The organism is Paraflavitalea pollutisoli (genome assembly GCF_029360705.1).
GTDB classification, from domain to species: Bacteria; Bacteroidota; Bacteroidia; order Chitinophagales; family Chitinophagaceae; genus Paraflavitalea; species Paraflavitalea pollutisoli.
This window is the reverse complement of record NZ_JARKMX010000008.1, coordinates 2,286,603-2,305,641: the sequence shown is the minus strand read 5'-3', so window position 1 is coordinate 2,305,641 and position 19,039 is coordinate 2,286,603. Positions and strand designations below refer to the sequence as shown.

The following is a 19,039-nucleotide window of genomic DNA, read 5'->3' as shown; positions in this document are numbered from 1 at the left end:
GGTCTGTAGAATTATGCCTATGCTGGATCGCTTTCTGAACCTAAAATACAGCTTGTCCGGTGAATATTCGTTCCGTTACCCGCTCTGCTTAAATTTGGTAAAGGGTTGGGTAAAATAGGTTTCGGATGAATGTTATGTTTATAGTGGAAGTGTGCGGCTGGTGGCTGGCAAAAAAATGGCTCCCTCAGGAGCCATGTAATTTCTTCAAAATCTTCATCAGCAGTTGTTCTTCTGCCGTGAGGCCGGTCTTGTCGTCCGGTTCTTCGAGTTTGTCAAGTTCCTTTAAATATTGTTCGAGGGTATTCTCTTCATATAGGCGGATAATACCCGGATGTACATAGTATTTTCGGCACACGGTGCGCGTGTTGCCCAGGCTTACGCTTACCTGGTCGAGGGCGGCGACTACCTTTTTCTTCTTCTCGGCGGCGGTCAGCGCGACACCCAGCTCGCGGAAACTGCGGATGATGTTGAGGGTGCCTGCCCAGGTACGGAAATCTTTCGCACTGAACTCGATGCCGGTCGCCTGCTTAATATAGTTATTGACCATACCGGAGTCGATACTTTTTCGATGGCCTTCGGCATCGTAGTATTGAAACAACTCTTTGCCAGGGATATCGCGACAGGCCTGTACGATGCGCGCCAGCCGTTTGTTCTTGACAGAAATGGAATGGTTGACGCCCTTCTTGCCACGAAAGCTGAACTGGATCGCCTGTCCGTCGATGGCTACATGTTTATCTTTTAATGTCGTCAAACCATAAGAGCCATACAGCTTTTCATAACTCGAACTACCCGGCCGGATATAGGTTCGCTCCATCAGGCTAACCACCGTCGCCAATACTTTTTCCTCGCAGAGCTCTTTGCGGGTAATGTCCTGTTCCAACTTCAGGCGAAGGGCCGGCAAGGCCTTGCCGAATTCATACAGCCGGTGGAACTTGGTTTCATTGCGCAGCACTTCCCAGTTGGGGTGGTAACGGTACTGCTTGCGGTTGCGCAGGTCTTTACCGGTAGCCTGCAGGTGCCCGTTCTCCAGCGGGCAGATCCATACCTCTTTCCAGGCGGGGGGAATGGCGAGTTTGCGGATACGCAGTAGCAGACTATCGTCTTTCACCTTTTTCTTGCCGAACAGGAAAGAAAAACCTTTTCCCCGTTTTAACCGCATAATACCCGGCATCGTATCGGTGACATAGGTGAGGGCCGCCACGGTGGCCGCCCGCTGGTAGTCATGATCGATGTCGAGCATTTGCCGGTGGTTCAGTTTCGAAAGTGTATGTATACCGTTACGCATTGTTTTTCTTTTTTAGTTGCCGGGATTTAGCCTGGTGATTGTCTTCCGCTTCATCCAGCGAATGGGAACTGTGCAGGTCTTTTTCCTGCGCTGCCAGTTTGGATATACGGGCGTAATATTTTTTGATCACCGTGAGCTCTTCTTCGGTCAGGTCTTCGATATCGACCAGCCGGTTGCTGGCTTTCTCCTGCGAGGCGATCAGCTCATTCAGTTTCAAATGCAGGGCCATGGTGTCTTTGTTTTGCGTTTGCTGAATGATGAACACCATCAGGAAGGTGATAATCGTCGTACTGGTGTTGATGACGAGTTGCCAGGTATCTGAAAAGCCAAACAACGGGCCGCACAAGGCCCAGCCGATGATCAGGCAAACGGCTAATATGGAAGCCAGGGGCGATCCGGTGGCATGGGTCAGTTTGGTGCTGATCTTGTCAAACAGCCGGGCCCTACTGAGGTGTTTGCCTTTGCTACGTTTGGTTGCCATGGTAGTCAGGTTGAATACAGCTGGAGTCTAAAAATGCCGGGCCAACAGGCCTGGCCACTTTTTGAACCTTAACCAAATCAACTTTGCTTTTACCGGAGTAAAGGATATGCCATAAGACGCCAGGACCAGATTGTACCAAATCGGGGTGTAGTTGTGGAAGTGGGATGTCCCATTAATGCTGTTTTAATCCAAAATCGTCAGATGGGTAGGTCCTTCTACACAGAAGGGCCCGTTGCCAGCGGGGCATAGGGTTTGAAAATATCCTGTTAAAATCGAAGGTTATGGTAAGCGATATACATGTCGGATTTATGAGAGACCGCATCCTGGAAATAGGTAGTGCTCTGTTTGCCAACACCGGCAACGCCCTTTTCAAAGTGCCGACTTCTATTATCTCCGTGTTGCGGGTAGATCAATCCGGCAATGTATGGTTCTTCCTGAACCATCCCAATGTATATATGGAAGAGACCGACCGTTCCTTTCCGGCCCGCCTCGATTTTTACCGCAAAGGCAAGCCGTTTTTCCTAAATGTAAGTGGTACTGCAGAGGTGATCACCGACGCGGACATGATTCGGGAGATTGCCGGCGAAAAGGCGGCAGGGCATACTTCCTCCCGGGTGATGCTGGTGAAGGTACAGGTAGAGCATGCCGCCTATTTTGAACAGCGGGAGCGTACACCGAATATCTTTCAGCAATGTTGGCTGGCCATCTGCAAACACCTGCTGCACGAACAACCGGTATTGCGGCCGTATAAAATACATCCCATGGAGTTGGCTTAATTTTTATTCAATATAGTATGAGTAATCACTGATCGAATCACCACTAAAAACACTGACTATGCGCTTTATCCTACCTGACAACCTCAAATTTGTAAAACGCTTTATTGAGAAAACCTTCTTTGGTGCGCTTAAAGTGCAGGACGCAGAAAACCAAATGAGTGTACTGGTGGAAACCGTGATGGTAGATGCCAACCAATATGTGTGGTGTTGCTGCAACGACGAACTGCCGGCAGCTGTCGATAAATTTCCCGTGCAGATCAAATACGTCGATAAAGAAAAAGGCATTTACATGAAGGTGAATGGTGTTGCCCAGCGCATAGCCAACGAGCTCGATCCGGCCAGTGAAGTAGCCCTGGACCACGCTGTTGATGAACTCACGCATGGCGGCAAGATCACCCTGTTGAAAGTAAAAATGAATGAAACGGTATATTATAAAAAGCAGCAGAACGGACAGATCAATTTCTACGCGTTAGCCTGCTAAGTATATTGCCCTTAGAAGACTTACCAACAAGACCACCCTAAGAAAGTGTGATGCGGTCAGATCGGCTTAGGTCGGACCGCATTTTTTATGTCCCTTGCCACGAGGCCCGTCATTCACCCTAAAAACGTACATACATATGTCCAAGAAACTTTGGATCATTTTATCGGTCGTCTTGCTGGTCGTAGCCGGCGGTATCGTGTATTGGAATATCCACAAGCGTTCGATCGTCCGGTCTACTGTCAAGGAAACCGTCGCGAAGAAAACGAATAACCTGTATGGCATCCAAACGGGTAGCCTGGACCTGGATGAAGTAGCGGGCAATCTCCGTGTCACCAATCTCTACCTGCAGCCCGATTCCAATGTATACAACAGCATGGTCGGTACACCGGATGAACCGTCGGTGCTCATTAAGATCGATATTCCCGAATTGACGGTGGTGGGCGTGGAAACACCTAAGGCGCTGATGAACAGTGCTATCGACGGCCGTAAGGTATTGATCCAGTCGCCCAGGATCGAAGTCTATTTCACCGGAAAGGGCAAAGATTCGCTCAAGAATGTACCCGATAAGGAAGTATACCGGCAAATATTGGGCAACCTCACCATGATCAAGATCGATACCCTCTCGATCGTCAACGCCACACTCGTGACCAAAGAGTGGAAAACGGGCGATATACGAATGATGTTCGACAGCGTGACCATCGACCTGTTCAGGATTGCCGTAGACAGCGCGCACGACAAGGATACAACCAGAATCCTCTTTGCCGAGCAGGCCAATATGAATTGCAAGAAGCTGCGTTGGATGAGCAAGAATAAGTTGTACAATTATGAGATCCGCAACGTCGATCTGAACAGTGCGACCAAAAAGTTGGGTATCGGTAAGGTAGCCGTGGATCCGCAACTGCCGGAAGCGAAATTCATGCAGCAGTTCAAGTATGCCCGTGATCGCTTTGATGTCAACTTTCAGGGTATTGCCATTTCGGGCCTTAACCTGCCGCTCCTGTTCAAGGAAGAAGTGGTGGCCGATTCGATGGTGCTGGCGAGCAGTACGCTGAAGATCTTCCGGGATATGTCGTACCCGCACGACGGCCAAAACCGGGTAGGTACCTACCCGCAGCAAATGCTGATGAAGTTGCCCTTTAACGTCAATATCCGGCAAGCCTTGTTTCGCAATGCTTTCATCGAATACAAGGAGCGCAATGCGAAAAGTGGCAAAAGTGGTAAGGTGCAGTTTTACCAGGCGAGCCTGCGCATTGACCGGCTGACCAGCCACAAAGACCTGATGGCGAAGGATCCGATGAAGTTCTCCTTCAATGCCCGTTTCCTCAATGTGTCGCCCATCAAGGCGATCATCAACTTTTACCCCAGCAACGGTAAGTTTACGATGGATGGCGAAATGGGTGGCATGCCGGCCACCACCGTCAACCAGCTTACAGAACCGATGGGCCTGGCCAAAGTGGAGAAAGGAACGATCAGCGGCATGAAGTTTCATTTTAACGGTAATGACAACGCGACCGATGGCAACCTGACTATTTTTTATGATGACCTGAAGATCGCCTTATTGAAGAAGGATACTGCCGATAATTCCCTTACCAAAAAGAAATTGGTCAGTGCCATCGCGAATATACAGGTGAAGAATGCCAATCCCAACAAGAAAGGAGATGTGCGGGTGGCCAATGTTCATTTCGACCGGATCAAAGAAAAGTCGTGGTTCAACCTCGTGTGGAAGACCATCTTCACGGGTGTAAAGCAATCGGTGGGCATCGATCAATAATAACCCGGGCCAATGGGTGTGCTGCGCACCGATAGGGCGGGCGCAGCACACGAACATCAGCTGTGTTGATGATATCGGATTATCGTGCGGGGTTAATTGAACAGCATCAATGCCGGGAAGTAAAAATGCTGGTAGTTGATCGTCTTCTTCAGGCTGCCATTGGCGGCATCATAAAAATACAGGCTGTTGTATTGGTAGTTTTGTCCGTAGCCGGATTGTACAGCCGTAACCACCAACTCATTCTTCGCAGCATAATAACCTACTGCACCACCATAAAACTCTTTGCCGGCAGGCAGGGTTGCGATGGGCGCAGCAACGGAGCTGATATCCCCTGATTTATACTTGTACAGTTTGGTGCCACCCGCTCCCCATGACATGGTTTGGGCCAGGAACACGGCATTCTCGGTGGTGGAGGTAGTGACGGTGCCCACATTCCAGGCAGACCACGGACTGCCCAGGCTAAAGGGAAGCACTATCCGATTGGTATCGAGTGTGGTGGTATTGATCTTCACGAGGTTGCTGCCGCCAGCTACCCACAAGGCGCCGTCGGGTGTTTTGGAAAGACCCTGGTTGATGCCGGTGATATTCTTCACCAGTCCAAAATCGCTTTTGCGGAGAATGAGCAAGCCCTTGCTCTGACTAATAATAAAGAGATGGTCACCGGCTGCTAGCATGGCACCGATCTGTCCGTCTGCATTGGGTATTTTGTCGCCCACTGTGAGTGTGTTGAGGTCCAGTTTATAGATGCCGCTGGCTGTACTGAGGAGACCATTGTTATTGTCGAGCCCGAGGAAAGCACGTCCATTGGCCGGTAGGGTCGTGATGCGTCCTGTTTCCTTCAACGATTTGGCATCGGCGACGACCAGTGGTCCTTGTTTGGACACCAGGTAGAGCCGGCCATTGTGCACGGCGCCATACTGGGTGGTGACGCCCAGGTCTTTGCCGGGGTTGGTGTGGTGATAGACCATGGTCTCTACAGTGTCCTGACCATAACGATAGAAATTAACGCTGCCGTTTTCGTGGCCAAACCAACCTTCGTTCACCAGCAGGATACCGTGCTCATATTTGCCGGATACCTGTATTTCATATTGCGTACTGATCTGTCCGCTGGTATTGGCAGCGGTAAACTGAACAAGGTAGGTGCCGGCCGAATCGGTTTTGAAGGTGTATACCGAATCGGTACCTGCATTTTTTTGGTTGACCAACCACTGGTAAGTAGTGTTGGTTCGTTCGTTTAGTTTAGGGTAAAGCCTGACGGAATCGCCTGCGATGATACTGGTTTTACCAGTGGCCAAACCGTTGTCGGTGATCTGGGGCAGGAGTTGTGTGTAGTCGTCTTTCTTACAGGCCGTCATGCTCAGCATAGCTATGCCAATGCATACGGACAGGGTAGCGGAACCGCGTTGGTACATCATGTATCTCTCGTGTTTATTTGGCTGGTCGACAGCGTTTCATTCATGCTTTTTCTCCGAAAGCGATGAATCAAGTATGATGCTACAGGCAGGTCTCCTGGCTTGTTCTATGCTGGATGCCTTCCCATTGTACCTGTCTGTGCAGGTGGCCAACAGTGGCTTGCAGATCCGGCAAATAGCGAGCGTACTCGCTGCAGAACTTACAGTTGCGGGACAGCTCCGGATTGTGTCTTGCGACGGTCACCGGATTCCCTTTTAATCAATGCCCCGAAGGGGCTTGAACCTTTAGCGGGGGCAAATGTAGGCAAAAGCGCTTTGCAGGTGGCGCGTTGTTGATGGGTTGTTGATAAGTTAACGCTGTGATGTTGTTGTAAGACTGTCTTTCCTCGTTGCCTGGTTGCCTGACAAACCCATTAGCTGAGCCGCTTAATACCGGATACAGTCCGGACATATGTTTACTTCACTCAAGGCTTTGTTCCTGGTAAAGACAGAATCGGTGAGTGTGTGCAAAAAGGCTTTCAGTGCACCGCGGTCGTCGGGGCTCAGGGGCAACCCTGGCCTGCCTGATGATTGCACCAGCAGTGGATCTAGGTTGTCGGTCTGCTGTATTTCATGACTGTAATGCTGCAACACGAAGTCGAGGTTCTTGAAGCGGCCATCATGCATGTAGGGAGCTGTCAACTCGATATTGCGGAGGGAGGGCACTTTAAAGCGGTATTTGTCGGTGGTTTGGGTGGTGATCGTCATGCGGCCTGCATCGTCACTGTAAGGATACAGTCCGTTGTTGCGGAAGCTATGATCGGTAAACAAGGGTTCCTGGTGACAGGAGGCGCACTTCGATTTAAAGATCGTATACCCTTTACTTTCTTCCGGTGTAAAGCTGGCGCCTTCGTGGCGCATCACCCGGTCGTATTTGCTGTTGGCGCTCACCATCGAAGCCATGAACTGGCTGAGGGCCTGCATCACCCGGGCAGTGGTGATCTGCTGGCTGCCGAAAGCGGCGTTGAAGTAGGTGGAGTAGTTGAAGTCTTTGCGCAGTTTGATCAGTACACTGTCCATCGACTCGCCCATTTCTACATGGCTGTTGATGGGCACCAGAGGTTGCAGGTCGAGATCCGTAACACCGCCATCCCACATGAAGTTACTGGCCCAGGCCAGGTTTTGCAACGCAGGCGCATTGCGCGCTCCTACGGAATCATGGATGCCGTGGCTGAGCCGGTGGCCGTGGTGCGAGAAGGCCGTAGCCTGTATATGACAGGTGCCACAGCTCACCGTGCCATTTTTCGAGAGCAGGCCATCGTAAAACAATCTTCTGCCCAGCTCTATTTTGATCTTGTTGTAGCTGTTGTTGTTGAAATTGTACAGCGGCTCGGGGAAGTTGGCAGGCCGGGGGAAGGAGTCTGCTGAATAAGGCAACGAGGCAATCCCGTCATACGACGGGACAGCAGGCCGCAGAAAGCCGGTCAATACCTGCGCCAGCACTATGCCCATGATGATATATACCAACGTCAGCTTCTTCATCGGTTGGGGTATTCGGTACCACCGTACGTAAATCCGGCGGCATAGTTATCGGCAATACCGCTGCTTTCGGGTGTCAGCATCATATGATGTTGGGTTGCCAGGTCGATGCCTTTGAGTACGGTCGCGACATCGAAGCGGATATGCACCACACTGTGGTGGTTGGCGCGTATGCGCAAGGGCGATTTCTCCGGCAGGGTAATGTTTACCCGGCGCAGGTTGTTGAGGGTAGGGGTGTTGTAGCCACCATACCCACCAATATGATACTGAAATTCGCGGAAGCCGGTTTTGTCTTTGGGTACTGACGGGCTGCTGCCTTCCAGTTTGAAAAAAATATAACCACTGTTCCAGGTCCAGTACATGCCTTCGCCCCCGCTCATGCCCTGGGCGGGATCGAGTACACCGGTACGCTTTTCTACCGGTAGGGTAGAACTGAGGCTGTCGATGCCGACGAGAAAACTGACGTCTTTATAAACGCCGGCCGGCACATCGAGCGCGATGCGCCGGCTGGTATCGTCGGATTGTTTGATCAGGAAATAATTACCCGCGACTGGTAAGACCAGTTTTTCACCGCTGGCTTTTCGCAAGGTGATGTTGCTGATAAAGTATTGCAACAAAGAAATGGTCAGGCTGTCACCAGATGGGGTCGCATAGCTAACGGAATCGGTCACCAGTTTACGACCAGCCACCCGGTTGTCGAATTGCAGTACCAATTGGGCCGGTACCGTGTACGTGGCCAGCTGAAGCAGGATAAGCAGGGACAGGATTCGCCGGGTCGGGTGCATGTAAGTGGGCTGATTGAGCGGTAAAAGTAGTCAAAGGAGGTCAGAACGACACGGTCGGGACGGTTTTATTGTCGAAATCAAGAACACGGGCATCCTCTTTGGGCGGTGCGTCCTTGAAACTGGCGAGTGTCGAGGGATTGGACGGATATTGGTTCTTGCCATATTTCACGTCGCGGTACTTGCCACCGCTGAAAATAGCCAGGTCGTTCCAGCCATTCGTCTTCGTGGGGAGTATCCAGATGGGGAAGTCCATGACGGTAAATTTGTTGATGAGTTGGCCATCCGCGCTAAACAGCATCGCTGTACAACCGCCCGAACCGCAGAAATAGGGATTGCGGAAACCAATGATGATCTCTTTACTGCCATCGCCATTGAGGTCGTATTCGTCGAACCCGAATGTGCGGTTATCCGGCTGCATGGCGCTGATATCGGCTTTCAGGATGTCGTTTACCAGGGCCTGCTTCACTTTTTCTACCGCTGGGGGAATGATGACGGCTGTTACCGTGTCGGCTTTCCTGGCCGCCGGGTCACCAGTTGGTGCAATAGAATCACTCAGGTCATTGGCTTCTTTGGCGGTGCCGCCATCGCTGCAGGCTGTACCACATACTACCCAGGCAGCCATCAACAGGCTGCATACAGAATGCTTGTTCATGCAAGATTATTTTAAAAATTTGGTAAAGGGACTAGCTGGTTGGGGGCGTGAAGGTACGGTTTTATACATTCAGGCCAAAGAAGGTTGAGCCCGTAGCGCGTAGCAAGGTAATTTTGTTGCTTTTGTCCTTACTTTGCCAAAAAATGCGGATATGCGCTATTGTTTCATGCTGTGTATGTTGGTTTGCCGGTTGGCGGGCTTTGCCCAATCGGGAGCGGTGGAGGGCATTGTACTCGATTCCAGCACTTCGTTACCGGTGGAAGGGGCTACGGTTACGGTGTTGCCCGGCGGGCAACAGGTATTGTCAGACGAACGGGGTCGCTTTTATATCCAAAAGGTAGCGAAAGGGGCCCACCTGGTGGTGACCGCCATCGGCCACCAGTCTGTAGAAAGGCCGGTCGGCGATTTGCCGGCCACGGGTATCAGCATCACCCTGGTGGCCAATGCTGTTCAATTGAGCCAGGTCACCGTCACCAGCGGGGTAGGAGAGCAGTTCAAACCCATCAGTAAACTCGATATCAAATTGAGGGGCATTACCAATTCGCAGGAAGTATTGCGCATGGTGCCCGGCCTGTTCATTGGGCAGCATGCCGGCGGTGGCAAGGCAGAGCAGATCTTTCTGCGGGGCTTTGACCTCGATCATGGTACGGATATCCATATTGGCGTGGATGGCATGCCGGTGAATATGGTATCCCATGCACACGGTCAGGGATATGCCGATCTGCACTTTTTGATACCGGAACTGATCGACAATGTTGGGTTCAACAAAGGCACTTACTATGCCGACAAAGGCAATTTTACCACTACCGGTTTTGTCGATTTCAAGACCCTGAATGTATTGCCCAGGAACTCTTTGAAACTGGAAGGGGGTATGTTCAACACCTTCCGGGCGGTAGGTATGGGCAATCTGCTGGGCGAAAAGGCGCGCGCCAATGACCATTCGGCTTTCATCGCTTCCGAATACATGTACACCAAGGGGTTCTTCGACAATCCGCAGGATTTTAACCGCGTCAACTTGTTTGGTAAATATTTTGGTGCGTTGGGTAAGAAGAACCACCTGAACCTGTCTGCTTCCTATTTTACCAGCACCTGGGATGCCTCCGGACAAATACCGGATCGCGCCGTGGCAGACAAACTGATCGGCTGGTTTGGGGCCATCGATCCCAACGAAGGCGGCAGTACCAACCGTACAAATGTTAATGCGATTCTGACCACCTCGCTCGATAACCATGCTTATATCAAAAACCAGGTGTACTACTCCCGGTATTATTTTCAGTTATTCTCGAATTTTACCTTCTTCAAGGTAGATCCGGATAATGGAGACCAGATCAAACAACGGGAGAACCGTGATCTGTATGGCTACAACGGCAGTTACCACAAGACTTTCTTTGCGGGTACCACGCAGTTCATTTCAGAGGCTGGTATACAGGTGCGCATCGATCGAACGCACAACAGCGAGTTGAGCCGGACGAAAGACCGAACTACCTTGCTGGAGCCGATACGGTTGGGTGGTATTGCGGAAAATAACCTCGCGGGTTATGTGAACGAGACCATCCGCTTCGATGATCGTTTCAGCATCAATGCGGGGCTGCGGTACGACTATTTTCACAACCGTTATAAAGACAAGTTGGGTACGAATGGTTCGGGAACGGCCAGTGCGGCTATTGTTAGTCCCAAGCTGAGCTTCTATTACCAGGCATCGCCCAACACACAATTCTACCTCAGTGGAGGCAAGGGCTTCCATAGCAACGATACGCGGGTAGTGGTGCCACAAAATGGACTTGAGGTATTGCCACCTGCCTATGGCAGCGACCTGGGTACCGTGCTGAAGCCCACCAAAAACCTGTTGGTGAATGCAGCCGTCTGGTACCTGTGGCTCGACCAGGAGTTTGTATATGTAGGCGATGAAGGCGTGGTAGAGCCCAGTGGTAAAAGCCGACGTTTTGGTGGTGACCTGTCGGTGCGTTACCAACCCCTGTCGTGGTTGTATGCGGATGTAGACCTCAACTATTCACATGGCCGGGCCACCGACGAGCCTGCTGGTGCCGATTACCTGCCCCTGGCGCCACGGTTTACGTCAATTGGCGGCCTGACGGTAAAAACAAAACAAGGGGTGAATGCATCGGTGCGTTACCGATATATGGGCGACCGGCCGGCCAATGAAGACAACAGTACCATTGCCGAGGGGTATTTCGTGACCGACCTCTACCTGGGGTACAACCGTAAACGGTACGAGATCATGTTGGCCATCCAGAATGTGATGGACGTAAAATGGAAAGAAACACAGTTTGATACGGAGAGCAGGTTGTACAATGAAACTGCGCCGGTTACAGAGATCCATTTCACCCCGGGCACTCCTTTCTTTGCTAAGTTGAGCTTTACCTATCTCTTTTAATAACTGTTTTGCGCCGTGGTAAACAGGAGGCTGCATGCCTCCTGTTTGCGTTGCGGGTAGTATAATTTACGGTGTCGAATTCCACATAACTTGTCGATCTGCGTCCATTGACCGCGGTGTTGTTTAGGATCAATTTTGTGTATCTAAACACAACGCTTATGGAACAACAAACTACGTTGGCGGCCACTGCTGCCACGGTGCCTACCGAATCGGTGACTGTCAATGACCGGCAACTTGTTTATCGAAAGGTTGGGCAGGGTGAGCCAATAATCCTTTGCCAGCGCTTTCGCGGCAACCTCGACGATTGGGATCCTGCTTTCCTTGATCTGCTGGGTCGATATTACACTTTATACCTCTTCGATTATTCCGGGTTCGGTTGTTCTACCGGTCAGCCCAATACCGATATGATGGGTTTTGCCCGCGATGTGATCGACCTGGCTGATGGACTGGGCCTCGATACCTTCCACCTGTGCGGCTGGTCTTTCGGTGGCTGGGTAGCGCAGATCGTCACCACGGAGTTTGCTGCCCGGGTACAGCAATTGGTCTTGCTGGGCACCAAACCGCCCGGTGCTGTGAAGCATCCTATCACCGAGCTGTTCTTTGAGCGCGCCTATATCGAAGACAATAGTTTTGAAGACGAGGTGATCCTTTTCTTCGAACCTGCCTCCGAAAGCAGCCGGGCAGCTGCCAAAGCCAGTCATGACCGGATCCGCTCGAGAACGACTTACCGCGATGTAAAGATACCACCACCGCTGTGGGCGTATTATGGCAAGGGGGGGGGAAGACTTCACTCTGGATCCTTACAAGGCCCGTGAAAAACTACAAACCACCACCACGCCCATCCTCGTTATTTCGGGCGATCACGAGATCTGCTTCCCGGTGCAGAACTGGTTCGATCTCAACCGCATTTGGCCCACCCTGCAACTGATCGTTTTCCCGCAGGCTGGTCACGGGCCTCATCACCAGCATCCCGAACTGGCGGTGGCGTATATCCACGCTTTCATTCAGCATAACCAAAATAAATGACCATGAAAAAAGCAGGTTTATTAGCAGGGGCTATCCTGGCGGGTTTCTCCGCCCTGGCCGGAATTGATTGTGATTCGTGCCAACAAGGAAAGGCGAAGAAGTCAACGATCAATGAAACGGACTATGTCATCACCGCCGCTACCATTACCCACAATAAGAAATGGGGGCAGCTGGAGTTTGAAATCATCGTACAGGGGCAAGCGGGACGCAGTTTCTCCAAAGCGGCCGGCCAGATGAATGGTGCGCCCGTGGATGGCTATGTTTTTCCGACCACGCTGAGCTCCGAAGACATTGGCTTCAGCAAAACCGACGGCATCGTGGCGCTGGCGTTGACGGCCCATCCGGATTTTGATGATACGCCTTTGTGGGATGAAGATGGCGATGGTAATTACGGCAATGACAAGATCGTGTGGCACCCACACTGGGTAGTGTTGGTAGCAGATAAGCGGGTGCCCGGTGGTTTATCGGTCAAGGAATTTGATCCGAAAGACAAATCGGTGGTCTTGCCGAAAACAAATCCCGGTATGCCGATGTACATGGACTCACCCGGCTTCCAGGTAGTGACCGAAGGCAAGGCGATCCGCATCGTGGTGCCCGATTACCGTGTGCGGTTCAAGACCAATTTCAAATTTGATGCGGTAGGGGCCTATATGCAGCTGTATACGGGCGAAGGTGGAGGCCATGCGTCGGATGGTAAGATGCCGATGCTGGGGGTGTATAAAGTGTACAGTGTATTGTCGAAGAAGCTGACACTTCCTTACCAGGTAAAACAATAAAAGGCGTTCGCCTTTCGATGGCAGGCGTTAAGCACGGGGTGTCAGGATGAGCCCCGCTGCTTGCGCCTGTTTTTTTGTGTGTGTTGGGGAAAGAAGCGACGCTTATCCGTCGATAGGGCTGCGCCGGTAGCTGGTAAAGTTGACACCTGCATAACTCTTGAAGAATTTGCTGAAGTGAGCATTGTCTTCGAAACCCAATGCGTAGGCGATCTCTTTGAGGCTGGTGGGCGACGATTCTGCCATCCGTTTGGCTTCGAGAATGATCCAGTGTCGGATATGGTAACTGGCGGGCAGGCCCGATACCCTTTTGATCATCCGGCTGAGGTATCCCGGGGTAACACCGAGCTTGCTGGCGTAGTCGTTGACACTCTTCATTTCTGCGTAGTGGCTTTTTACCAGTGCTATAAAATCTTTCATGAGGCCTGCTTCGCGGGTGATGCTATTGGCGGAGCAGGCGCAGTGCCGGTTGATGTAGATCATCAGGATGCGTACATAGCTGCTGGCCACCTCTTCGGGAATAGCTTCCTGCCGCCAGGTTTCGCGGGCCAGCGTCAGCAAAACTTCTTCCGCCTGCTCCACGCCGTGACCAGTATGGACGATCAAAGGGTGGTTCCAGGGAATGCTGTGCAGCAGCGGAAACTTGGTGCTGTCGAAAGAGTTGAGCAGCTCTGGGGTGAGCTTGAGGTAATACCCAACGGTATCGGCCGGGAGGTGCAAGCGCCTGATCTGTTCGGGAGCCAGGCACGCGATGGTATTGGCGGGGAGGATATGTTGTTGCTGGTACAGCGAGAGACTAGCCTGTCCCTTTTTGATCCAGATCATTTCAAAATGCCGCAGCCGTTCCTGTGTAAAAGCAGGGGCGGCCGGGTGCTGTGCCAGGAACTCGAGGGAGTGAACCGTGAGTGGTTCGAAGGCCGGATCGACGGCTTCGAAGCGAAAGGCTGCTGTGTGTGTAGCAGGTCGTTTTACAATGGTGCTGGTAGTATTCATCTTGTGTTGACTATCATTGTGTGAAGAAACGGATTAGATAGTAAAGCGCCCATCCGGCAAAAACGATGATGAGTATCCATACCCAGTGGGGAATGCTGCGGGGTGTTTCACTGCCCTCGATGAGGAAGGACTGCTGGTCACCTTTGCCATATGCATTGATCATAAGCGGCAGTATACCATCGACTACGGCATGATCGCGCAGGCCTTCTACCGATATGGCGGGACCGTTGCGGACCGTAAAGGGGATGGTCCGGATGCCTTCTTTGCCCGTAGGGTCTTTGCTGACGATCTTCAGGATATGCTGCCCGTCGGTGAGCTTGCGGGTGTCGAGTTCGATGCAGACCGGTGACAACACCTGCGCTACGGGTTGTGCGTCGTCATCGACGAACAGATAGATCATGCTTTTTTCATTCATGGGTATTGTCCTTTATTACCAGTTGTTTAATATGGTCGGGAGCCTGATCGGCCGGTTGGATCATGGCTTTGAGCATCCCCCAGAGGGTCATGAAGACGATGGCCATGCTGGCGGCAACAATGAGGATATCCCATTGGCTTTGCGGTCCGGTACCGTGGCCAAACCAACTGAGTATACCATCGGGCCGGCGGGTGCAAACATCGCAGGCCAGGGTGGAAAGCGTGGTACCCAACAAGAGGAGGACAAGGCTGGAGGATCTCATGTTATTTTGTCCCGGTTTTTAGTTGTATAAATGATAATACCTTTTTGACTTCTTCTTCGGTGACGGGTTTGCCGTTATTGCCCCAGCTGCTGCGCTCGTAGTTGATGAGGGCTGTCACTTCTTTTTCGGTGAAGTTCATGTTGGTGCCGACGGGTGGCATGGCGCCGAATTCGGGACGGGCATCATACCCGTGCATGATGATGTCGACGTATAGTTGCAGGTCATCGCCATTGACGATGCTGCTGCCTTTCAGGGGCGGGAAAGCGCCGGGCAATCCTTCGCCATTGGCCTGGTGACAGGTTTGACAATTGGTGGTGAAGAGGGCTTTGCCGTCTACGCTGCCACCGGCATCGGCTTTCTTTTCTGCTGCGGCATATAAGAACGGGGAAGCGGGGGTGCTACCGGGCAGGGGCAGCTGTTTGAGCTCCTGGAGATAGGCCACCAGTTGCAGGGCTTCCGGTCCGGCGACGACGGTGCCTGTTTCTCCATACCGGAAGGCAGCAGGTACGTTGACGACGATATCGCCCGGGGCTGCCGAATCTTTTACCGTAAACAGCCAGGGATAGGCCGGCATGATCGATGCTGCAACGACCGTGCGTGGGTTGTACAGGTGTACCAGGTGCCAGTCGCGGGCCGGTTGCCGGTTGCCGATATTGGTGAGGTCGGGCCCGGTGCGTTCGGTGCCCATGAGGGTCGCCGTATTGCGCCAGGCATCCGTGCGGCGTATCGTGGCATAGTCGGCGGGTATGCCGGGCCGGTCGCCCCAGGGGCGATCCATGGCGATATTGCGCACCTGCTGGGTATGGCAACCTACGCATCCATTGGCGATGTACACGAGTTTGCCCTGCCGGGCAGCTTCCGATAGTGCTTTGGCGCCGGGCAGGGGGCGGTTGTTTTCCTGGTTGTAGATAGCGGGTAGTACCGCTACCACCACCGTGAGCCCTACAAACAGGAAGAAGGCTGTGGTAAATAATTGGCGGTGGTTATTGAACATTGACATGGTATAAAATGATCGGTGTTTAGTTAAGGGGGGCGGGTTCCATCACCAGTTGGCGGATGGCCGTTTTGCTGATGGTCACTTGCCGGCGCTTTTTCATCATACGATACATATTGTAGGCAAATACGAGGTGTGCCGCCCACATCATCGATCCGCCAATGGCGCGCCATATCCAATAGGGGATCATCAGGGATACACTTTCGACAAAGGGTTTTCCTTCCATCCAGTGTAGTCCGCGCAGCGTACTGCCGATCATCAGCGGCAAGGTATAGACCAAGAGGCCTATAAGGGCCAGCCAGAAATGGATACCAATGGTGAGTGTCGGTGCTTCGCGACCGGTAAGCCTTGGTACGACGGCATAGATGGCAGCCCAGGCGAAAAACGAAATGATACCATACATCGTGAGGTGTGAGTGGGCTACCGTAAAATCGGTGAAATGCCATACCTGGTTGGTGAAGCGGAAAGCTTCGGCCGTACCCTGCAGCGAACCGGAAAAGTAAAACACGATACCGGTGAGAAAGAAGGGGAGGGTATAGCTGTCACGCACTTTGTCCCAGGCGCCCCGGAATGACATGATGAAGTTGGTGGTGCCTGCCAGTACGGGGATGATCATACCAACGCTGCCCACGATGGCCACCGTTTGCAACCACCAGGGTATGGCGCTGAACACGAAGTGGTGGGTGCCGATGGTTGTATAGAAAAATATCTGCGACCAGAAGGCGAGGATACCGAGGCTATACGAGTAGATAGGTTTATTGAGCTGTTGCGGCAGAAAGTAATACACGATGCCGAGGGTGAAGAGCATGAACCACATGCCTACACCCTGGTGCATGTAGTAGCCTTGCACGATGGTTTCTCCCAAACCGTTTTGCCACCAGGGTATATAGGCCACGATGGTAATGACGATACCAAACATGATAGCAGAGACGATATACCAGTTGGAGATGTAGATCTCTTTGGTACCGCGACGTGCGATGGTATGCAGGAAATTGTGCAGGGTCAGTACAAGCCCGATGGCAAACAGTAGCATGACGGGCCAGGTGTATTCGCGGTATTCGCCACCGCCGTTGTTGATGCCTGCCATCAGCGAAAGGCTACCGGCCAATACGGCGCTATTGATGAAAGCGAGGGCATACCAGCCGTTCCGGATGCTGTACAGGGAGGTATTGCTGACCCTGGGCACGATGTAATAGCCAAGTCCCAGCATGGCCAGGGAGGCCCATCCCCAGAACACGGCATTGGTGTGTACGGGACGCAGGCGGCCGAAACTCAGCCAGGGCAGGTGATCGGCATCAGGTGCCACGAATTTGATACCCAGGTATTCGCCCACGGTGGTGCCCAGGATCAACCAGGCAGTTGCGCATACGAGGTAACTGAGTATGAGCCTGGATAAAGCGGGTTGTATACGCGGCCGGGGCGCTGCTTTTTTCTTCAGGGGCACTACCGGCAATCCGGGATGAGCGTTGATGTGTACCAATCCTTTGTTGTCTTCTGCAGGTTGGTTGCCGCTGAGTTCGTCGTTGTGTAGGTGATAGCTCAGTGCGGCCTTGCGGCGTTGCAGATCGGCGGCGGTAATATCATCCGGATCGGCCAGCGCTTCGGCGAGTTGTTTGGCTTTGGCGCGCCGCTCGGCTTCCCCATAGGATTGCAGCAGCCGGCTGATGCGCTTGTACATGATGAACATACCAGCGAGTACAGGCAACAGGATGAGCACAATGGTGATAATGATACCGGGCTGGCGAAAGAGGGCAGTAACGCTGGTCTTGACACCATCTTGCGCCAGCAGTTCTCCGGTTGGCAACAGGGGCAACAACAGCAGGAGCAGGTGGCGCAGTGTATTGGAGGATGTACTGTCGTTGGGGCTGTCTTTTTTTCGCTGCTCGCGCATCGACAGCAGTTCATCGATCTGTTCGGCGCTGAGTTCGTCGACCTGTTCGCGGATCTCGTCGCGGGTGATGGGGTCGTGCTGGTGGGCGACCATACGACGCAGTCGCTGTACACCGTTGCGGGCGAGCAGTGCCAGTCCCAATACGACGAGCAACAGGATCAGGATGGCCCATGGTTGCCATTGACTGGCGTGAAAGGAGAAACCGGAAGGGTTCATATGCAGTATAAATTATGTTTTGGGACGTCGCAGTACAGGAAGGCTACGGTACCCAAAAGTAGAAAGGTCAGCTACCGGAATCAATGGCTATATTATCGTTGTTCATGTACAATTGCCATGATAAGTGGATACTCGTAGTTGGTCCGCAGCAGGCAACCTCGCCGGCTGGTAGACAGGTATTTATCGAAGTACAGACTTCGAGTTGGTGCCTGGTTGACCGGTCATCAGGGGGTAATACGGGTATAGGGTGTTGCCTATACTTCCCAATTGTGGAATGGCTTACTCAAGATTGGGAGGGAGGCACTGGCTGGCAGCGTGGGCATTGTTTTTACTCGGGTATAGACATGGAATTACAACGAAAGGAATTTATCGATAACCATGGATTAACGATAGCCACGCTGACAGCACGCGCTGTTGAAGTGGACCAACCAACAAGAAAAACAGATCAAACGAATGCAGGCTTGTACGCGGTAAGATCGTCAATGCCCACCGGGGCTTCGAAAGAACCGCTCCCATTTTTTATGGGTCCTTTGTTCAAGGCACGCGAGTTTGATCCATTGTAAAACATTTTAAATCTTAAGTTATGTTACGCTGGACAGTCATCTTTTTGATCGTAGCGTTAATCGCTGCCATTTTCGGATTCGGTGGTATTGCAGCTGGTGCTGCGGGTATCGCTAAGATCCTGTTCTTTATCTTTATCGTACTGTTTCTGATCTCACTGATCGCCGGCAGAACCAGAACACCCTAGATGAGGTTGTTCTGCTCCGGGTGAGCAGTAAAAATAGTAATGGCATCCATCAGGCAAGTCGCTGATCCAGCGTATGTGTTTGATGGGTGCCATTTGTGTAGGGAATAACGTAGCAAACTGAACAGGTGGGTTATTGCCTGGAAAATGAACACTAGTTAGTATTAA

The 19,039-nt window shown here is 52.1% G+C and carries 19 protein-coding genes and 1 riboswitch; of the genes, 8 read left to right on the top strand and 11 right to left on the bottom strand.

The window, feature by feature from the left end:
- Positions 1-184: 184 nt before the first annotated feature.
- Positions 185-1,285 carry a DNA topoisomerase IB gene (locus P2W70_RS22960; protein ID WP_276483875.1) on the bottom strand — a complete coding sequence of 367 codons (1,101 nt, stop codon included), beginning with the start codon at positions 1,283-1,285 and terminating at the stop codon, positions 185-187.
- Entirely contained in the window at positions 1,278-1,766 is a 489-nt protein-coding gene (locus P2W70_RS22955) for a low affinity iron permease family protein (RefSeq protein WP_276483874.1), read from the bottom strand. The genes P2W70_RS22960 and P2W70_RS22955 overlap by 8 nt, the downstream gene beginning before the upstream one ends.
- Before the next feature lie 308 nt (positions 1,767-2,074).
- Here P2W70_RS22955 and P2W70_RS22950 point away from each other — a divergent pair, with 308 nt between their 5' ends.
- The 3 genes from P2W70_RS22950 to P2W70_RS22940 all read left to right on the top strand — a co-directional run bounded on the left by P2W70_RS22950 (position 2,075) and on the right by P2W70_RS22940 (position 4,794).
- On the top strand, positions 2,075-2,542 hold the full coding sequence (locus P2W70_RS22950; protein WP_276483873.1) for a pyridoxamine 5'-phosphate oxidase family protein: 468 nt from the start codon (positions 2,075-2,077) through the stop codon (positions 2,540-2,542).
- Between the two features lie 58 nt (positions 2,543-2,600).
- Positions 2,601-3,023, top strand: coding sequence for a hypothetical protein (locus P2W70_RS22945; RefSeq protein WP_276483872.1), 423 nt, complete (start codon positions 2,601-2,603; stop codon positions 3,021-3,023).
- Positions 3,024-3,159: 136 nt separating this feature from the next.
- Positions 3,160-4,794, top strand: coding sequence for a hypothetical protein (locus P2W70_RS22940; protein ID WP_276483871.1), 1,635 nt, complete (start codon positions 3,160-3,162; stop codon positions 4,792-4,794).
- A 92-nt stretch (positions 4,795-4,886) separates the two neighbouring features.
- Here P2W70_RS22940 and P2W70_RS22935 read toward each other — a convergent pair whose 3' ends face one another.
- From P2W70_RS22935 to P2W70_RS22920, 4 genes are all read right to left on the bottom strand, one after another.
- Positions 4,887-6,209, bottom strand: coding sequence for a DUF5074 domain-containing protein (locus tag P2W70_RS22935; RefSeq protein ID WP_276483870.1), 1,323 nt, complete (start codon positions 6,207-6,209; stop codon positions 4,887-4,889).
- 67 nt (positions 6,210-6,276) lie between these two features.
- A riboswitch (cobalamin riboswitch) is annotated at positions 6,277-6,508 on the bottom strand.
- Positions 6,509-6,632: 124 nt separating this feature from the next.
- Positions 6,633-7,727 (bottom strand): cytochrome-c peroxidase, encoded by a 1,095-nt coding sequence (locus P2W70_RS22930; protein WP_276483869.1) that lies wholly within the window; start codon positions 7,725-7,727, stop codon positions 6,633-6,635.
- A complete protein-coding gene (locus tag P2W70_RS22925; protein ID WP_276483868.1) occupies positions 7,724-8,509 on the bottom strand; it encodes an MbnP family protein in 786 nt (261 codons plus the stop codon). The genes P2W70_RS22930 and P2W70_RS22925 overlap by 4 nt, the downstream gene beginning before the upstream one ends.
- Before the next feature lie 40 nt (positions 8,510-8,549).
- Positions 8,550-9,161, bottom strand: a complete 612-nt coding sequence (locus P2W70_RS22920; protein WP_276483867.1) for a hypothetical protein — start codon at positions 9,159-9,161, stop codon at positions 8,550-8,552.
- Between the two features lie 151 nt (positions 9,162-9,312).
- On the opposite strand from P2W70_RS22920, the gene P2W70_RS22915 reads away from it, so the two are divergent.
- The 4 genes from P2W70_RS22915 (at position 9,313) to P2W70_RS22900 (ending at position 13,358) form a co-directional block, all read left to right on the top strand.
- Positions 9,313-11,556 (top strand): TonB-dependent receptor, encoded by a 2,244-nt coding sequence (locus P2W70_RS22915; RefSeq protein ID WP_276483866.1) that lies wholly within the window; start codon positions 9,313-9,315, stop codon positions 11,554-11,556.
- Positions 11,557-11,714: 158 nt separating this feature from the next.
- Complete coding sequence (locus P2W70_RS22910) at positions 11,715-12,371, top strand: alpha/beta fold hydrolase (RefSeq protein ID WP_276483865.1); 657 nt, start codon at positions 11,715-11,717, stop codon at positions 12,369-12,371.
- Positions 12,322-12,582, top strand: a complete 261-nt coding sequence (locus P2W70_RS22905; RefSeq protein ID WP_276483864.1) for an alpha/beta fold hydrolase — start codon at positions 12,322-12,324, stop codon at positions 12,580-12,582. Before P2W70_RS22910 ends, P2W70_RS22905 begins: the two co-directional genes overlap by 50 nt.
- Positions 12,583-12,584: 2 nt before the next feature.
- Positions 12,585-13,358 (top strand): hypothetical protein, encoded by a 774-nt coding sequence (locus tag P2W70_RS22900; RefSeq protein ID WP_276483863.1) that lies wholly within the window; start codon positions 12,585-12,587, stop codon positions 13,356-13,358.
- A 102-nt stretch (positions 13,359-13,460) separates the two neighbouring features.
- Here P2W70_RS22900 and P2W70_RS22895 read toward each other — a convergent pair whose 3' ends face one another.
- From P2W70_RS22895 to P2W70_RS22875, 5 genes are read right to left on the bottom strand one after another with little or no spacing between them, the layout of a single operon-like run.
- A complete protein-coding gene (locus P2W70_RS22895; protein ID WP_276483862.1) occupies positions 13,461-14,348 on the bottom strand; it encodes an AraC family transcriptional regulator in 888 nt (295 codons plus the stop codon).
- A 13-nt stretch (positions 14,349-14,361) separates the two neighbouring features.
- Positions 14,362-14,763 (bottom strand): cytochrome C, encoded by a 402-nt coding sequence (locus P2W70_RS22890; RefSeq protein ID WP_276483861.1) that lies wholly within the window; start codon positions 14,761-14,763, stop codon positions 14,362-14,364.
- Positions 14,756-15,025 carry a hypothetical protein gene (locus P2W70_RS22885; protein WP_276483860.1) on the bottom strand — a complete coding sequence of 90 codons (270 nt, stop codon included), beginning with the start codon at positions 15,023-15,025 and terminating at the stop codon, positions 14,756-14,758. Before P2W70_RS22885 ends, P2W70_RS22890 begins: the two co-directional genes overlap by 8 nt.
- Before the next feature lies 1 nt (position 15,026).
- Positions 15,027-16,019 carry a cytochrome c gene (locus tag P2W70_RS22880; protein ID WP_276483859.1) on the bottom strand — a complete coding sequence of 331 codons (993 nt, stop codon included), beginning with the start codon at positions 16,017-16,019 and terminating at the stop codon, positions 15,027-15,029.
- Between the two features lie 25 nt (positions 16,020-16,044).
- Positions 16,045-18,126, bottom strand: a complete 2,082-nt coding sequence (locus P2W70_RS22875; protein ID WP_276483858.1) for a cbb3-type cytochrome c oxidase subunit I — start codon at positions 18,124-18,126, stop codon at positions 16,045-16,047.
- Positions 18,127-18,709: 583 nt separating this feature from the next.
- Between P2W70_RS22875 and P2W70_RS22870 the strand changes: the two genes are divergently transcribed.
- Positions 18,710-18,874, top strand: a complete 165-nt coding sequence (locus P2W70_RS22870) for a DUF1328 domain-containing protein (RefSeq protein ID WP_276483857.1) — start codon at positions 18,710-18,712, stop codon at positions 18,872-18,874.
- Positions 18,875-19,039: the final 165 nt, after the last annotated feature.

Bases quoted from the DNA above. Each gene is read 5' to 3' on its own strand.
- P2W70_RS22960 (WP_276483875.1), bottom strand. From the start codon at position 1,285: ATGCGTAACGGTATACATACACTTTCGAAACTGAACCACCGGCAAATG.
- P2W70_RS22955 (WP_276483874.1), bottom strand. From the start codon at position 1,766: ATGGCAACCAAACGTAGCAAAGGCAAACACCTCAGTAGGGCCCGGCTG.
- P2W70_RS22950 (WP_276483873.1), top strand. From the start codon at position 2,075: ATGAGAGACCGCATCCTGGAAATAGGTAGTGCTCTGTTTGCCAACACC.
- P2W70_RS22945 (WP_276483872.1), top strand. From the start codon at position 2,601: ATGCGCTTTATCCTACCTGACAACCTCAAATTTGTAAAACGCTTTATT.
- P2W70_RS22940 (WP_276483871.1), top strand. From the start codon at position 3,160: ATGTCCAAGAAACTTTGGATCATTTTATCGGTCGTCTTGCTGGTCGTA.
- P2W70_RS22935 (WP_276483870.1), bottom strand. From the start codon at position 6,209: ATGATGTACCAACGCGGTTCCGCTACCCTGTCCGTATGCATTGGCATA.
- P2W70_RS22930 (WP_276483869.1), bottom strand. From the start codon at position 7,727: ATGAAGAAGCTGACGTTGGTATATATCATCATGGGCATAGTGCTGGCG.
- P2W70_RS22925 (WP_276483868.1), bottom strand. From the start codon at position 8,509: ATGCACCCGACCCGGCGAATCCTGTCCCTGCTTATCCTGCTTCAGCTG.
- P2W70_RS22920 (WP_276483867.1), bottom strand. From the start codon at position 9,161: ATGAACAAGCATTCTGTATGCAGCCTGTTGATGGCTGCCTGGGTAGTA.
- P2W70_RS22915 (WP_276483866.1), top strand. From the start codon at position 9,313: ATGCGCTATTGTTTCATGCTGTGTATGTTGGTTTGCCGGTTGGCGGGC.
- P2W70_RS22910 (WP_276483865.1), top strand. From the start codon at position 11,715: ATGGAACAACAAACTACGTTGGCGGCCACTGCTGCCACGGTGCCTACC.
- P2W70_RS22905 (WP_276483864.1), top strand. From the start codon at position 12,322: ATGGCAAGGGGGGGGGAAGACTTCACTCTGGATCCTTACAAGGCCCGT.
- P2W70_RS22900 (WP_276483863.1), top strand. From the start codon at position 12,585: ATGAAAAAAGCAGGTTTATTAGCAGGGGCTATCCTGGCGGGTTTCTCC.
- P2W70_RS22895 (WP_276483862.1), bottom strand. From the start codon at position 14,348: ATGAATACTACCAGCACCATTGTAAAACGACCTGCTACACACACAGCA.
- P2W70_RS22890 (WP_276483861.1), bottom strand. From the start codon at position 14,763: ATGAATGAAAAAAGCATGATCTATCTGTTCGTCGATGACGACGCACAA.
- P2W70_RS22885 (WP_276483860.1), bottom strand. From the start codon at position 15,025: ATGAGATCCTCCAGCCTTGTCCTCCTCTTGTTGGGTACCACGCTTTCC.
- P2W70_RS22880 (WP_276483859.1), bottom strand. From the start codon at position 16,019: ATGTTCAATAACCACCGCCAATTATTTACCACAGCCTTCTTCCTGTTT.
- P2W70_RS22875 (WP_276483858.1), bottom strand. From the start codon at position 18,126: ATGAACCCTTCCGGTTTCTCCTTTCACGCCAGTCAATGGCAACCATGG.
- P2W70_RS22870 (WP_276483857.1), top strand. From the start codon at position 18,710: ATGTTACGCTGGACAGTCATCTTTTTGATCGTAGCGTTAATCGCTGCC.